At 46.9% G+C, this 13197-nt stretch carries 14 protein-coding genes; 6 read left to right on the top strand and 8 right to left on the bottom strand.

Annotated elements, in window-relative coordinates; translation table 11 throughout:
• Positions 1 to 104 precede the first annotated feature (104 nt).
• From mtaB to ACES2C_RS20645, 3 genes are read left to right on the top strand one after another with little or no spacing between them, the layout of a single operon-like run.
• A complete protein-coding gene (gene mtaB / locus ACES2C_RS20655; protein WP_374164941.1) occupies positions 105 to 1427 on the top strand; it encodes a tRNA (N(6)-L-threonylcarbamoyladenosine(37)-C(2))-methylthiotransferase MtaB in 1323 nt (440 codons plus the stop codon).
• A gap of 34 nt (positions 1428 to 1461) precedes the next feature.
• The gene (locus tag ACES2C_RS20650) at positions 1462 to 2622 is read left to right on the top strand and encodes a prolipoprotein diacylglyceryl transferase (protein WP_374164940.1); all 1161 of its coding nucleotides are present in this window, start codon (positions 1462 to 1464) and stop codon (positions 2620 to 2622) included.
• Between the two features lie 2 nt (positions 2623 to 2624).
• Complete coding sequence (locus ACES2C_RS20645) at positions 2625 to 3413, top strand: inositol monophosphatase family protein (protein ID WP_374164939.1); 789 nt, start codon at positions 2625 to 2627, stop codon at positions 3411 to 3413.
• Positions 3414 to 3907: 494 nt separating this feature from the next.
• On the opposite strand, the gene ACES2C_RS20640 is transcribed toward ACES2C_RS20645, so the two are convergent.
• From ACES2C_RS20640 to ACES2C_RS20625, 4 genes are all read right to left on the bottom strand, one after another.
• Positions 3908 to 4465 (bottom strand): NifU family protein, encoded by a 558-nt coding sequence (locus ACES2C_RS20640; RefSeq protein WP_374164938.1) that lies wholly within the window; start codon positions 4463 to 4465, stop codon positions 3908 to 3910.
• A 640-nt stretch (positions 4466 to 5105) separates the two neighbouring features.
• Positions 5106 to 6449: an adenylosuccinate lyase gene (gene purB, locus ACES2C_RS20635; RefSeq protein ID WP_374164937.1), complete on the bottom strand. Its 1344-nt coding sequence runs from the start codon at positions 6447 to 6449 to the stop codon at positions 5106 to 5108.
• A 167-nt stretch (positions 6450 to 6616) separates the two neighbouring features.
• Entirely contained in the window at positions 6617 to 6829 is a 213-nt protein-coding gene (locus ACES2C_RS20630) for a hypothetical protein (protein ID WP_374164936.1), read from the bottom strand.
• 567 nt (positions 6830 to 7396) lie between these two features.
• Positions 7397 to 7594, bottom strand: coding sequence for a hypothetical protein (locus tag ACES2C_RS20625; RefSeq protein ID WP_374164935.1), 198 nt, complete (start codon positions 7592 to 7594; stop codon positions 7397 to 7399).
• Between the two features lie 146 nt (positions 7595 to 7740).
• Between ACES2C_RS20625 and ACES2C_RS20620 the strand changes: the two genes are divergently transcribed.
• Complete coding sequence (locus ACES2C_RS20620; protein WP_374164934.1) at positions 7741 to 8346, top strand: RNA polymerase sigma factor; 606 nt, start codon at positions 7741 to 7743, stop codon at positions 8344 to 8346.
• Positions 8324 to 9427 (top strand): trypsin-like peptidase domain-containing protein, encoded by a 1104-nt coding sequence (locus ACES2C_RS20615; protein ID WP_374164933.1) that lies wholly within the window; start codon positions 8324 to 8326, stop codon positions 9425 to 9427. Before ACES2C_RS20620 ends, ACES2C_RS20615 begins: the two co-directional genes overlap by 23 nt.
• Positions 9428 to 9481: 54 nt before the next feature.
• Here the strand turns inward: ACES2C_RS20615 and ACES2C_RS20610 are convergent, their stop codons facing one another.
• Genes ACES2C_RS20610 through pdxH form a run of 3 tightly spaced genes read right to left on the bottom strand, consistent with a single transcriptional unit; the run spans position 9482 to position 11834 of the window.
• On the bottom strand, positions 9482 to 10666 hold the full coding sequence (locus tag ACES2C_RS20610) for an NADH-quinone oxidoreductase subunit D (protein ID WP_374164932.1): 1185 nt from the start codon (positions 10664 to 10666) through the stop codon (positions 9482 to 9484).
• 15 nt (positions 10667 to 10681) lie between these two features.
• Positions 10682 to 11179, bottom strand: coding sequence for an NADH-quinone oxidoreductase subunit C (locus ACES2C_RS20605; RefSeq protein WP_374164931.1), 498 nt, complete (start codon positions 11177 to 11179; stop codon positions 10682 to 10684).
• Position 11180: 1 nt separating this feature from the next.
• Positions 11181 to 11834, bottom strand: coding sequence for a pyridoxamine 5'-phosphate oxidase (gene pdxH / locus ACES2C_RS20600; RefSeq protein ID WP_374164930.1), 654 nt, complete (start codon positions 11832 to 11834; stop codon positions 11181 to 11183).
• 147 nt (positions 11835 to 11981) lie between these two features.
• Here pdxH and ACES2C_RS20595 point away from each other — a divergent pair, with 147 nt between their 5' ends.
• Positions 11982 to 12491 carry a YqgE/AlgH family protein gene (locus tag ACES2C_RS20595; protein WP_374164929.1) on the top strand — a complete coding sequence of 170 codons (510 nt, stop codon included), beginning with the start codon at positions 11982 to 11984 and terminating at the stop codon, positions 12489 to 12491.
• Between the two features lie 200 nt (positions 12492 to 12691).
• Here ACES2C_RS20595 and purE read toward each other — a convergent pair whose 3' ends face one another.
• Entirely contained in the window at positions 12692 to 13183 is a 492-nt protein-coding gene (purE, locus tag ACES2C_RS20590) for a 5-(carboxyamino)imidazole ribonucleotide mutase (protein ID WP_374164928.1), read from the bottom strand.
• Positions 13184 to 13197: the final 14 nt, after the last annotated feature.

The raw sequence follows: 13197 nt of genomic DNA, 5'->3' as shown, positions 1-13197 counted from the left end.
CTCTCAAACCTTAGCCGCCGGTAAAGCTGGTAGTTTTGTCTTCCGGACCGCTCCGTGGGGGTAGTCGCCGAATTGCGAATTTTCTGTATCTTTGCCCTCTGATTATGAGCAGGAAGGTTGCATTTTACACACTTGGCTGTAAGCTAAATTATTCTGAAACTTCTACAATTGGAAGGCAGTTTGCACAAGCAGGATTTGAAACGGTAAACTTTACAGATACTCCGGATGTCTATCTGATCAATACCTGTTCGGTCACTGACAATGCCGACAAGAAGTGCCGGAAGGTAGTCAAGGAAGCCCAGAAGTATTCTCCCGACGCTTATATCATTATTGTGGGATGCTATGCCCAGTTAAAGCCCAAAGAGATATCCGAAATCCCGGGAGTGGACATGGTACTCGGTGCTGCTGAGAAATTCAGAATTATTGAGTTTTTGACCGACCTTACCAAACAGCCCAGGGCAAAGGTGTATAATAAGCCGATCAATGAAGTAAATGAATTCGTTGCTTCTTATTCCTACGGAGATCGTACCCGAACTTTTTTGAAGGTGCAGGACGGCTGCGATTACTCCTGTACGTTTTGTACTATCCCGCTTGCCCGTGGAGGCAGCAGGAGCGATACCGTGGAGAAGATCGTTGAGCAGGCAAGAGCGATTGCCGCCTCAGGTGTCAGGGAAATTGTCCTGACCGGGGTTAATATTGGCGACTTCGGCATTCGCAACGGAAAGCGCGAGGATAAATTCTTTGACCTCGTAAAGGCACTTGATGAGGTAGAGGGCATCGATCGGATCCGCATTTCATCTATTGAACCCAACTTGCTCAGTAATGAGATTATCGAATTTGTAGCACAGTCTAAGCGCTTTGTGCCACATTTTCATATTCCGCTGCAGTCGGGGAGTAACAAGATCCTGGGCCTGATGAGGCGCAGGTATAAAAGGGAATTATACGCAGACCGCGTCGCAGCCATTAAACAGTTAATGCCCGACTGCTGTATTGGCGTCGACGTCATAGTAGGCTTTCCTGGCGAGACAAGGGACGACTTTCTTGATACCTATAACTTCCTGAACGGACTGGATATTTCCTATCTGCACGTCTTTACCTATTCGGAAAGGGAGAATACGCTCGCTGCTCAGATGGAAGGAAACGTTCCTGGGGCTCAGCGGGCAGATCGCAGTAAAATGTTACACATACTTTCTGACAAAAAGAGACGTGCTTTTTATGAAACTCAGCTCGGAACAACTCAGGAGGTGCTCTTTGAAAGCGATCAAAAAGACGGTTACATGCACGGATTTACCAGAAATTACGTAAAAGTAAGAGCGAAGTATGATCCGGTGCTCGTGAATGAAACCCGGCTTGTAAGACTACTGGAAATTTCAGAGGAAGGAGAGGTGGAGATCTGCGAAGCTACGCCAGAAGTTTTATCTCATTAATCTGAATTTAATTTTCAAGCTGTATCTTTAGCGCATGTTTCCAACTCTTTCTTATCTTATAGAATATCTCACAGGCGTTAATATTCCACTACCTATACAGACCTTTGGTTTTTTCGTCGCTCTTGCTTTTATGGCCGCTTATTGGGCTTTTACGCAGGAGTTTAAAAGAAAAGAGGCTGAGGGTATTTTACATCCTTTTAAGAGGAAAGTGACGATAGGAGAGCCTGCAACCCCCTCAGAACTGGTATTCAATGCTGTCTTTGGTTTTCTGATCGGGTATAAGCTGCTCGACGCTGCCCTTAATTATTCTGACTTTGTGAACAGTCCTCAGTCTTTTCTGCTTTCAGGGCGGGGCAACTTCTTTGGCGGACTTATCCTGGCCGGCATTTTTGCATGGTGGGCCTATTCGGAAAAGAAAAAACAGCAGCTTCCGAAGCCAAAGCAAGTAGAAGAGCTAGTGCATCCTTATCAACTGATGAGCTCCCTCGTTGTGTGGGCTGCCGTATGGGGATTTCTTGGTGCAAAGATCTTCCACAATCTGGAGTATATTAATGATTTTATAAAGGACCCTATCGGCGGGCTCCTCTCTTTTAGCGGACTGACCTTCTATGGCGGACTGATCTGCGGAGGGGCAGCGGTACTCTACCTTGCGAATAAAAGCGGTGTGAAGCCTGTCCACATGCTTGATATCGGCGCTCCTGGAATGATGCTGGCGTATGCTGTTGGCAGAATGGGATGCCAGATGGCGGGTGACGGCGATTGGGGAATTCCTAATCCTGCTTCTAAGCCGGGCTGGCTTAGCTGGGCTCCTGACTGGATGTGGTCTTTCAAATACCCTCATAATGTAATTCACGAGGGTGTGCCGATTCCAGGCTGTACAGGGCATTACTGTAACGAGCTGCCGGTCGGCGTTTATCCTACCCCATTTTACGAGATCGTAGCGTGCCTCATCCTCTTTTTAATACTCTGGTCAATTAGAAAGAAGATTAAACCGGCCGGCATGTTATTTTCCATCTATCTTATCTTCGCCGGCGTTGAGCGGTTCTTTATCGAGCTGATTCGCGTAAACTCCCATTACCACCTGGGAAGTCTTAGCTTTACTCAGGCCGAAATGATCTCCACATTCATGGTCATCGGGGGAATTGCCGGCATCATCTGGTCTTCAAAATCTACAAGAAAAGAACATACAGCATAAATATGGATCTGCAAAAACTAACTGCGGAGGTCGCTCGTATAGCACAGGAGGCCGGCGCATTTATCCGGAAGGAGGGTGCCTCCTTCGATACAGCTAAGATTGAGTATAAGGGGCTAAATGACCTCGTTTCCTACGTTGATAAGGGGGCAGAAGAGCGTATAGTGAAGGGCCTTTCTGACCTGCTTCCTGAAGCCGGATTTGTGACCGAGGAAAAGACGATCAATAAGACCGGAGATGTATACAACTGGATCGTTGATCCGCTCGACGGAACCACGAACTTCATTCATGGCCTTCCTGCTTACTCTGTCAGCATCGCCTTGCAGCAAAATGATGAGCTCGTTGCAGGAGTAGTTTACGAGGTAAACCGCGATGAATGCTTTTACGCATGGAAAGACGGCGGCGCTTATTTGAACGGCAGCCGGATATCGGTCTCCGGCAATACTGAATTCTCTCAGGCTCTTCTTGCTACAGGTTTTCCATACTATAATTTTGAACTGTTAGAGAAATACATCAGCGTTTTCAGAGAGCTGACTAAGGTCTGCCATGGATTAAGGAGGGTAGGTTCTGCCGCCGTTGACCTTGCCTATGTAGCCTGCGGACGTTTTGACGGCTACTTTGAGTATAACCTTAACTCGTACGACATTGCAGCAGGCATGGTGCTGGTAAGAGAAGCGGGAGGGGCGGCTACAAGCTTTTCCGGCAGTAATGACTCTTTCAGTACCCGTGAGATATTGGCAGGCAACAGAGCCTTGCGTCTTAAAATGCAGGAGGTGATTAACAGGTACTTTTGATCCTGGCGGCCGAAGCGCCACCCGTGTTTCCGCCCTTATGCAGGCAAGGCTTTAGGGGGACAGCAGTAGTAGGTGGTATCCGGGCAACAAACAAATGCTCGTCAAATACGCCCGTAGCAGTAAATAGCAGTAGTAGGTGGTACCCGGGCAATAGGTAAAAAGAAAGAGAGGCTGAATCACACTGATCTCAGCCTCTTTTCTGTATATCCTTATCTCTTATAAACTGAACCGAAAGAATTCCCCTCAACAGGTCGCCTCGTTGCCGGTATTTCTACTCACGCGCCGATTCTTATGAGATCCTGACAGTTCCCTTCCTCTTTACTGCTTCCGCCAAAATGTAAACATATATTGGAAGAGAGGCTGATGTCTTGTAAATGGTCCGGCTTTAACCTGATACTTTAGCCGGACGTGCAGGCCTTGGAACTCTTACACCGCTTCGGAAACCACCCTATTGAAGCGATGCATAATATGCCGGGTACTCCAGTTTCAACCTCTTACATCGCTTCGGAAACCACCTCGGAAACCTCGGGAACCATTCTCTTTAGCAGATTTTCAATTCCCGCTTTTAACGTGTATGTGGAAGAGGGACATCCGCTGCACGATCCTCTGAGCTCCACCGTCACTACTCCGTTTTCAAACGACTTGTAATGAATAGCCCCTCCGTCTTGTTCTACTGCCGGACGCACGTAGTCGTGAAGGATCTGCTGAATTTTGATCTCTGATTCGGTGCCTTCAAACGAAGGCGTCTCTTCGTGTGCTACAGCTCTTACCTGCAGCTCAGCTTCTACGGCTCCTTTTACAAATTCCTTGAGTATCGGTTCTATATCAGGCCATTCAGCATCCTCTGTCTTGGTAATGGTAACAAAGTTGCTGGCAAAAAAAACGCCGTTCACGAAGTTGAACTTGAACAGTTCTTTAGCAAATGGAGATGCCTCTGCACTTTCTTTGTTTGCATAATCAGCACTCCCGTTCAACAAAAGTTTGTTCACCAGGAACTTCATGCTGGCAGGGTTGGGTGTTGATTCAGTATATACATTAATGTTGAAAGCCATAATTCATATTTTAAACAAAATTACCAAAACGGTTTCAAGATGGAATAGCACCTGCAGAGAATTGACAATTGTATGGTCAAACACATGGTCAGTAGTATTCAACACTCGTACTTCATGCACTTATTGTTGCGCCCAGACCCTTGTTTTTCGAATGAACGGTACAAGGATCAGTCCGGGCAGAGGTTACTTGTAGTTGAACATCGGCCCTTATTTTTCTGCCCCGGTATCGTTTCGTTCATATAGACCTTTAGCTAACAACGCATCAGGCCGGTCATCCATCGCTATTCTGGCGACCAGCACTGTTTACCTGGTTTCCGGCCTTGTAATATGCAGAGCTGGCTCCGGTGGTAAAAGTCCATAACGGGCAACGGCCCTTTTTTATAGGGCCTGACCATGGCTGCGCAACCAGCGGCCAAAGGCCATAGGTATCCCTTCTTACTACAGACTTTCTGAGGGGGACCTTAAAGACAGGCTAGCTTTGGGTCTGTTGCTGGTACCGGCTCGAAGTACTTCGAAGAGCTGGACTTTAAGGACAAGCTACGCTTTGAGTCTGTTGCTGGAGCGGGCTTGAAGTACTTCGAAGAGCAGGGCTTTAAGGACAAGCTAAGCTATTGGTGCTGTTTAGTCCTGATCCCTGAATTTATATCCCGGTGTAATTAGCGGGAGTGATCCGTTTAATCTCTTCTTTTACGCTATCGCTTACCTGAAGTGTCTCTACAAACTCTGATATAGTTTCTGCGCTTACCCGATGGTTGGTTCGCGTGAGTTCTTTCAACGCTTCGTAGGGATTCGGATATGCTTCTCTGCGAAGGATAGTCTGGATAGCTTCGGCTACTACAGCCCAGTTGTCTTCCAAATCCTCAGCAATTGTGGCTTCGTTTAACAAAAGCTTGTTCAGCCCCCTTAAAGTCGATTTTATAGCGATCAGCGTATGAGCGACAGGAACCCCGATGTTGCGAAGGACTGTAGAATCGGTGAGGTCGCGCTGGAGTCTGGAGACAGGCAGTTTAGCTGCGAGGTGCTCAAAGAGAGCGTTTGCAATACCCAGATTACCCTCCGAATTCTCAAAATCGATTGGGTTGACCTTATGAGGCATCGCAGACGATCCAACCTCTCCGGCTTTGATCTTTTGGCGGAAATAATTCATGGAGATGTAGGTCCACATGTCCCTGTTCAAATCCAGAATGATGTTATTTATCCTTTTAAGGGCATCGCAGTGGGCCGCGAAATTGTCGTAGTGCTCTATCTGCGTGGTGTACTGTGAGCGGTTAAGCTGCAGCTGTTCGTTCACAAACTGGTTAGCGAACGCCCGCCAGTCAACCTCCGGATAAGCGATGAAATGCGCGTTAAAGTTTCCTGTTGCTCCTCCGAATTTCGCCGAGTAAGGTATCGTTTCCAGCTGTTCTACCTGAGCTTCAATCCGCTCGATGTAAACCTGGAGTTCTTTTCCCAGCCGGGTAGGTGATGCAGGCTGTCCATGAGTATGGGCAAGCATCGGGATATCTTTCCATTCCGCAGCAAGAGACTTAAGTTTCGCGGTAAGCTCTTCGATAGCAGGGAGCCAGCTTTCTTTGATTCCCAGCTTAAACGAGTGTGGAATTGCTGTATTGTTGATGTCTTGCGATGTAAGACCAAAATGAATAAACTCTTTGAAGGCACCAAGAGTCATCGCATCAAATTGCTCTTTAATGAAGTACTCGACGGCTTTAACGTCATGATTGGTGATACTTTCAATCTCCTTAATGCGAAGTGCATTTTCTTCCGTGAAGTTTTCGTAGATCGAACGAAGGCTGGAAAACTTGTCGGCAGGAAAATTTTGAAGCTGAGGAAGGGGAATATTGCACAGAGCGATGAAATATTCAATTTCTATGTATACTCTGAACTTGATCAGGGCTGCTTCAGAAAAATATGCAGAAAGTTCTTTTGTTGCCTTGCTGTAGCGTCCGTCTACCGGGGAAATTGCAAATAAAGGAGATAAACTCATGTGAAATGTTTTGCCAAAGTTAAGGTTTTTGTGAAAAGCGAGGAAGAAAAGTAATTCAGGACGATAGATTATGGGAATTAGAGGCAGGTGCCCGGCCTTTGTCTCTGCTGTTATTCATAAGATTATGCTCAGCTTTCCCCTGCTCTGCAAAACTGAAACCGACCAGCTTATCGGGTCCTTGTGCTGTCGACCTTTTCCCTGGAGGTAGAGTCGAGCGTATCCGTTTTAACCGATGCCGTAGAATCGAGTGAGTCGACCGTTGCAGACGAGGCGGAGTCGATTGAATCAGCATGGGAACTTCCCCTGTCACTTGCGTTGCAGGAAATCAGGGACAGTACGATACCGAGGGATAAGATGTTAATGCGAAATAAATCCTTCATAATTTAGTAAACCAATGTGTATTAAAATTGATTGTTTAAGCAGTTAAAATACTTCTTGCGATCCGTTTGTCGGGGCTTATCCCGGGCAGTCTTTGTTACACGCCAGATATGGTGGCTCAGAGGATCAGCGGGCGAGGGGGTGAGTGCGTCGCTTTCGGGCAGCATATTGTTGTCGTCCAGGTCGCCCCGAAAGGGAGAAAGAGACCTGAATAGTTCTGAACTGATCCCTAACTGGTTCTAAGTTCGCTGGTATAGGCGCCGTTATTAAGGTACTGTTATGCCACGTTTCTCTATGAAAAGGTGGCATAATCGTGGCTTGATCCTGGCTTTTTAGTGGCTGCATTCAGAATAGGGACCAGATAAGGAGCGGTGTTGTTCCGGAAGTGAATGACTGATATCTCAGGCACAGGCAGATGATGTTGATACAGAGTGCATGAAATGTACTGAAATTTTCGTCTTCCAAACCGGCTTTGCAAGAGGAAAGGAAGTGCCAGATGGCGGGAAATAGTTTAAAATAAAAAAGCCGGTCTCATTGAGACCGGCTTTTTTATTTTAAAACACTCAATATTAGTGAGCAGCAGCTGAATCAGTAGCGGCTGTATCAGTTGTAGCAGCAGCTGTATCAGTCATCATAGTAGTGTCAGTAGTAGCAGCAGAATCAACAGCAGTTGAATCAGAACCACTTTCAGACTTGTTACCGCTGCAAGCAGCAGCTGACAAAGAAATTGCTAATGCTAAGAAACCGAATTTAAACAGATTTTTCATTTTTCTGGGTTAAAGTTTAATGATTAAACAAATACAAATTTTAACGTTAATACTGCGGTTTCGAAAAAGTAACCCGATAATTGAACAATTTTTTTAAATTTTTTTCCCTATCATTGGGTTACAAATTAAGTACAATAGTATAAATAGTGAGCAGAGATATAAAAAGGTCAGAACCAACGGATAGTGAAGTCATATTGGGAATTCTGAATGGCTCGAAAGATATTCTTGAAAGGATTTATAAGGCTTATTTCCCGATGGTCTTGCAATTAGTGGTGATGAACAACGGGACAGAAGATGAGGCTAAAGATGTTTTTCAGGAATCTGTGATCGTTCTTTATGATAAGGTTCAGGGCGGAAATTTTGAACTAAGCAGTAAGCTTAAGACGTTCATATATTCTGTGAGCCGCAGGTTATGGTTGAAACGGCTGACATATAAAAGCCGGAATTCAGGAAGCCTTCAGGAATTTGAAGAAACTCATCCTGTTGAGCAGGAAATAGAGCAGCACGAAGAGAAGGACCGCATGTTCAGGCAGATGGAGGCGGCGCTGGTACATCTGGGTGAACCATGTAAAACGATCATAGAAGATTTTTATATAAATAATAAATCGATGCAGGAGATTTGTGAGAAATTCGGGTACACTAATGCAGATAATGCAAAGAACCAGAAATATAAATGCCTGCAGCGATTAAAAAAACTTTTTTCTCGGAGACTAGATAATGAATCTTGGAATGGATTTTACAGAACGAATTGAGGCTTATGTGAGAGGGGAGATGACGGAGGAGGAAGCCAGAGCCTTTGAAGAGCTGCGTGCTTCTGATCCTGCTGTTGACCAGAAGGTGGTGGCTTATGAAAACTTCGTTGGGCAAATCAAGTATTACGGAAAGCGTCGTCAGCTGCTCTCGGAGATGAATGCTATCCACGAGGAGCTTGACGTGGCGGCTCTGACAGCGGAGGTGATGCCGGCTGCTTCCATGATCCGGGTGCTTTGGGCAAAGTACAAGATGAACGCTGCAGTTGCTGCTTCTGTGGCCATTGTAGCGGTGTTTGCTACCCTGTTTTCTACCGGCTTTTTTGCTAAGACCAGTGCTATTGCTTCTGATAACATCGCCCTTAGAAGGGAAATGAGCCGCGAGATCACTACAAAAGTGAAGCGCTCTCAAAATGAGATCCTGAAGAATATTAAGGCTACAACGAAGGCGCCGGCTGATCCGGCTATTTTTGGCGGAACTGGCTTTGCTCTCACTACCGACGGTCTGATCGTTACCAATTATCATGTTGTGAAGGATGCTGATTCGGTTTATATTCAGAACAACGACGGTGAGTCTTTTAAAGCCTCTACCATCTATAGTTATCCAGCTTATGATATTGCAGTGTTGAAGGTTACCGACGGGGCATTCAGAACCCTGAAACCTTTGCCCTACACCTTCAAGAAGAGTACCTCAGATTTGGGCGAGGATGTGTTTACTTATGGATTTCCGAAGGATGACCTGGTGTTCAGCAAGGGATACCTGAGCTCGCGGACCGGTTACTCTGGCGATACTACTGAGTATCAGGTTGACATTTCTGTTAACCCGGGCAGCAGTGGCGGGCCGCTTCTTGACAGTAAAGGAAATATTATTGGTGTGATTAAAGGCAAGTCATCGCGTACTGACGGAGCGTCGTTTGCCATTAAATCCGGCTACCTGATCGAAGCGATTGAGTCGATTCCGAAGGACTCGCTTGGTAAAAACCGTAAGCTGTCGCTAAATGGAAAGAATACTCTGGCTAATCTGAGCAGAAAGGATCAGATTAAGAAAATCCAGGATTATATTTATATGGTTAAGGTGTATTAAGGTTATTAGTTTGAGTGTGAAGGCCCGCAATTGCGGGCCTTTGTTATTTATATCCTATCTGTCCAATTCACCTAAAACAATGTCAATAGATCCGATGATGGCGATCAGGTCTGCAATTAGGATGCCTCTTGATATTTCTGAGATTACCGATAAGTTATGGAAGCTCGGAGCCCGGGCTTTTACCCTTTTGGGTATCTCCGTCTTGCCATCTGTGATAAAGTAGTATCCAAGCTCACCCCTGGGGCTTTCTGCTCTCAGGTAAAAGTCCTGCGCTTTGGGCACAATCTTTTTGGGAAGCTTAGCCCGCGGATCAAAATCAGGTGTTCTTTTCAGATCCTTTTGTAGTCTTTCCAGGCATTGTTCGATAATTCTGACCGATTGCTCGATCTCATCGATCCGTACCTTGAAGCGGTCCCAGCAGTCGCCTGTGGTTCCCATTTCTCCCTTGCCGATTGGGACGTCGAATTCAACCTCCGGATACACTGAATATTCGTCAACACGCCGCAGATCCCATTTGAGTCCTGACGCACGCAGCATAGGGCCCGAACAGCCGTAACTGATAGCAACGTCAAGAGGCAAGATACCCACGTTAGCTGTTCTGGAGATAAAGATCTGGTTGCCGGTGAGGAGTTCGTTCAGTTCTTTTATTTTGGGCTTGAAGTAGGCCACAAATTCGCTGCATCGTTCCTCAAAGCCGACGGGCAGGTCGTAGAATAGGCCGCCCACCCAGATGTAGTTATAGAGCATTCTGGAGCCCGATGCCCACTCAAGCATGTTCATGATGTGCTCCCGGTCGCGAAAACACCATAAAAAGGGAGTGAACGCACCGATGTCAATGCCGTAGGTTCCCAGAGCGATCAGATGGGAGCCTATACGATTCAGCTCGCAAACGAGCACTCTGATGTATTCAATTCGCTTTGGGATGTCTTTGTCAATGCCGAGCATGCGCTCTACGCCCATTACCCAGGCGTGAGCGTTGTTCATGGAAGCAAGGTAGTCCATCCGGTCGGCAAAGGGAATGGTCTGCTGATAGGTGAGATTTTCGGCATGTTTCTCAAAGCATCGATGCAGATAGCCGACGTGGGGAATCACCTCTCTGACTATTTCGCCGTCAGTAATGACCTCCAGCCTCAATACGCCGTGCGTAGAGGGATGCTGAGGCCCCATGTTGAGGATCATCTCTGTTGACTTTGCACCCGCTATCAGCTGTTCGTACCGGGTTGGTTGTTGCTTGTTCATGGAAATTCCTCCCGATCAGTTTACTTTAATGCCATGATAGTACTCCTGCGCCTTGTAATCCTTTCGCAGCGGGTAGCCTTCCCAGTCGTCGGGCAAAAGAATGCGCCGCAGGTCGGGGTGGCCTTCAAAGAAGATGCCCAGAAGATCAAATGCTTCCCGCTCATGCCAGTCGGCCGTTCGCCATACATGGCTGACTGTTGGGAAGGAGGGAAGATCCTCGCGACTGCGGTCGTGGTACTTTTTGACCTTCAGCGTGAGCTGGTTTTTAAACGGTATGGACGCAAGATGATATACAACACTGAAGACATTCTCCTCAACCCCGTGATCCACTCCGGAAAGACAGGAGAGAAAGTCGAACCATGTTTGATCGTTGTTCCTGAGTTCCAGGCAGACGTCCGCGATCATCTCCGGCTTTATAAGCAAAGCGGGCTGCTTTCCAAGCTGCTCTTCGCCAACGATTACCTCTTCTCCAAATTTGCTGATCAGCAGTGCTTTGATTTCTTCAAATGTCATACTAGGGTGCTAAACGGACGATCTTCCAGGTGTTGTTTTCCAGGCGGTATGCGATCCTGTCGTGTACGCGACCGCGGCCGCCCTGCCAAAATTCCACGAAGGTGGGCTTCACAATGTAACCACCCCAGTGAGGAGGCTTGGGTATTTCAGCTCCGTCCTTATATTTCTCTTCGAGTTGTTCTATGTTTTTTTCGAGAACCTGCCGCCCGGCAATCTCGCGGCTTTGCGGAGAGGCATGGGCGCCAATCTGACTGCCTCTGGGCCTGGAATGGAAGTAGCGTTCAGATTCTTTTTCATCTATTTTCTCCAGTATTCCTTCTATGCGGACCTGGCGTTCGAGCTCCTGCCAGAAGAACACCAGCGAAGCGTAGGGGTTCTTGGTGATTTCCTGGCCCTTGCGGCTCAGGTAATTGGTGTAAAAAATAAATCCTCTCTCTTCAAAACCCTTCAGAAGCATGATGCGTGCGGAAGGCTTGCCATCGGCTGTAGCAGTAGCAAGGGTCATCGCATTTGGCTCTGTTAAACTCGAAGCTAATGCTTCTGAGAACCATTTAGAAAACTGACTGATGGGATCAGGAGCTACCTCAGTTTCTGAAAGGGTGGCAGCGCGATATTCCTGCCTGAGATTTTGGATCGTTTCGTTATTTAAGGTCATATGTGCAAACTTAACAATTGTAAAAATTTAAAGGGTAAAAAGCATCTCAAATCATTGTAAAAACATATAGCATTAAGGCATTGTTACTATTACATGTTAAATCAAGTTCAGCCAAAGACTTCGAGTCTGCTTATATCAGAGCCTTTTATGCTCGATCCAAACTTCAAGCGGTCGGTGGTGCTGCTTGCGGAACATAATGACGAAGGCACAGTAGGGTATGTGCTGAACCAGAAGAGCGACTTTGTGCTCAGTGATCTGATTCCGGATTGTCCGAACGCCCCCTTCCCCATCTATGTGGGTGGCCCCGTAGGAAACGATACGCTTCATTTCCTTCATCGCTGCCCTGACAGGATGAACAGCGGTACGGAAATCGGAAAAGGAATTTACTGGGGCGGTAATTTTGAGACGCTAAAGCTTCTGATCAACAACAGACAGATTGATGAAAGCGAAATCCGCTTCTTCGCGGGATATTCGGGATGGGAGGTTGGTCAGCTCGACAGGGAACTTGAACAGAACTCGTGGCTGGTCACCAATCAGTATAACGCCGATTTTATTTTCACTGATGAGGAGGAAAACCTATGGAAGGATATCGTAGTGGGACTGGGCCCGAAGTACGCCCACATGGTCAATTTTCCTGAAAACCCGATGTGGAATTAATGCGACTTGCAAAGTCCTCACTCAATTATGACAAGGACTGGCAGGTAATCAGAAGTCATTTTAAAACAACGGGCCCCGCTGCAGACGCGGGACCTGATTGGATTAGTGGAGTAAGGGGTGACGAAGTTTCGGTCGTAACCAAAGCCTGCCGGTGGACTTGATTAAATTATGGAGAGTAAAGAGTCTGGTAGCCGATGGTCTCAGCTATTTGTCGCTTCCATCTCTCTGGCAGTATCTTCAATCTTTTTCTTAAGATCTTCTTTATATGCCTTAAGGCGTTCTCCTAATCCTTTGTCAGCAGTTCCGAGTATCTGTGCAGCCAGCAGCCCAGCGTTTTTCGCCGCATTAAGTGCAACGGTAGCAACCGGAATGCCATTGGGCATTTGAAGGATAGAGAGGATAGAGTCCCAGCCGTCTATCGAATTTGAAGATTTTATCGGAACGCCAATAACCGGAAGATGGGTTAGCGAGGCGACCATGCCGGGAAGGTGAGCGGCACCGCCTGCGCCCGCAATAATCACTTTTAGCCCTCTTTCTTCGGCTGTCTTTGCGTAATTGAACATCCTTTCAGGAGTGCGGTGGGCTGAAACTACTGTTATTTCGTATTCAACGCCGAGATCTTTTAAAGCGTCGGCAGCATCCTGCATCACAGGAAGATCTGATTTACTGCCCATTATTATGCCTACTTTCATTGCCTGTCGTATGT

The sequence above is a fragment of the Arcticibacter sp. MXS-1 genome, assembly GCF_041902385.1.
Classification (GTDB): domain Bacteria; phylum Bacteroidota; class Bacteroidia; order Sphingobacteriales; family Sphingobacteriaceae; genus Arcticibacter.
The sequence above is the reverse complement of the archived record's forward strand: the minus strand, read 5'-3'. Positions and strand labels throughout refer to the sequence as shown.

Coding starts and splice junctions, on each gene's coding strand:
- pdxH (WP_374164930.1), bottom strand. CDS start 11,834: ATGACCTTAAATAACGAAACGATCCAAAATCTCAGGCAGGAATATCGC.
- ACES2C_RS20630 (WP_374164936.1), bottom strand. CDS start 6,829: ATGAAGGATTTATTTCGCATTAACATCTTATCCCTCGGTATCGTACTG.
- ACES2C_RS20640 (WP_374164938.1), bottom strand. CDS start 4,465: ATGGCTTTCAACATTAATGTATATACTGAATCAACACCCAACCCTGCC.
- ACES2C_RS20645 (WP_374164939.1), top strand. CDS start 2,625: ATGGATCTGCAAAAACTAACTGCGGAGGTCGCTCGTATAGCACAGGAG.
- ACES2C_RS20605 (WP_374164931.1), bottom strand. CDS start 11,179: ATGACATTTGAAGAAATCAAAGCACTGCTGATCAGCAAATTTGGAGAA.
- ACES2C_RS20595 (WP_374164929.1), top strand. CDS start 11,982: ATGCTCGATCCAAACTTCAAGCGGTCGGTGGTGCTGCTTGCGGAACAT.
- mtaB (WP_374164941.1), top strand. CDS start 105: ATGAGCAGGAAGGTTGCATTTTACACACTTGGCTGTAAGCTAAATTAT.
- ACES2C_RS20610 (WP_374164932.1), bottom strand. CDS start 10,666: ATGAACAAGCAACAACCAACCCGGTACGAACAGCTGATAGCGGGTGCA.
- ACES2C_RS20625 (WP_374164935.1), bottom strand. CDS start 7,594: ATGAAAAATCTGTTTAAATTCGGTTTCTTAGCATTAGCAATTTCTTTG.
- purE (WP_374164928.1), bottom strand. CDS start 13,183: ATGAAAGTAGGCATAATAATGGGCAGTAAATCAGATCTTCCTGTGATG.
- purB (WP_374164937.1), bottom strand. CDS start 6,449: ATGAGTTTATCTCCTTTATTTGCAATTTCCCCGGTAGACGGACGCTAC.
- ACES2C_RS20650 (WP_374164940.1), top strand. CDS start 1,462: ATGTTTCCAACTCTTTCTTATCTTATAGAATATCTCACAGGCGTTAAT.
- ACES2C_RS20615 (WP_374164933.1), top strand. CDS start 8,324: ATGGATTTTACAGAACGAATTGAGGCTTATGTGAGAGGGGAGATGACG.